Genomic DNA, 867 nt, shown 5'->3' with positions numbered 1-867 from the left:
GTTCTTCCTGCTGATGTGGCTGCTCGGCTCGGTGTCCAAGTACGACAAGCAGGGGATCGAGGATTACTTCAACACGCCGCTGTCGACGCTCCTGTCCGGCGGGAAAGACGCACAGGCGCCGCGCCCGAGCGTCGTGCAGGGCGGCGGCCGCGACCTGTCGGACCCGGCGCCGGCCATCGACGCGAAAGCGCAACCGGTGCCGGCCAGTTCGCCCGCGGCACCGGCCGACATCGTCGATACGCAGAAGCTCGAGCGCCTGAAGGCGAAGCTGACCGCGGCGATTGCACAGAGCCCGTCGTTGCGCGCGTACCAGGACCAGATCCGGATCGCGATCACTCACGAGGGCTTGCGCATCGAAATCGTCGATTCGCTCAAGCGCCCGATGTTCGCGTCAGGCAGTTCGCATCCCGAAGGGTATGCCACCGCGATCCTCACGCAGATCGGTACGGCACTCGACGATGTCGACAACCGCGTGTCGATTGCCGGCCATACCGATTCGACGCCGTATCGCGACGGCCCCACGGGTTATTCGAACTGGGAGCTCTCCAGCGATCGCGCGAACGCCGCGCGGCGCGCGCTGGTCGCGGGCGGATTGCCGGAAGAAAAGCTGCTCCAGGTGCGCGGGCTCGCGGATGTCCTGCCGCTCGACCGCAACGTCGCGGACGAGCCGACCAATCGCCGCATCAGCATCCTCGTGATGAACAATGCCGCCGAGCAGGCGTTCTTTCGGGACGGCGGCAGGACGACCGTGGACGAATCGGCCGGCACCCGGGCCGCCGTGCTGCCGGCGGCGCTCACGCAGCAGCATTAGGCGCGGGCGCATTCACGAACGCGGGGCGGATGTGCGCGATGGGGCTGGGGGCTGGG

General features: G+C 67.9%; 1 protein-coding gene. It reads left to right on the top strand.

Features of this window, described 5'->3' with window-relative positions; genetic code table 11:
* The coding region (gene motB, locus VK92_RS33665) for a flagellar motor protein MotB (RefSeq protein ID WP_048026839.1) at positions 1-811 on the top strand (811 nt) is incomplete at its 5' end.
* Positions 812-867: the final 56 nt, after the last annotated feature.

This window comes from Burkholderia sp. LK4 (assembly GCF_001043615.1).
In the GTDB taxonomy this organism is placed as follows: Bacteria; Pseudomonadota; Gammaproteobacteria; order Burkholderiales; family Burkholderiaceae; genus Burkholderia; species Burkholderia cepacia.
This window is presented reverse-complemented; position numbering and strand designations above follow the sequence as displayed.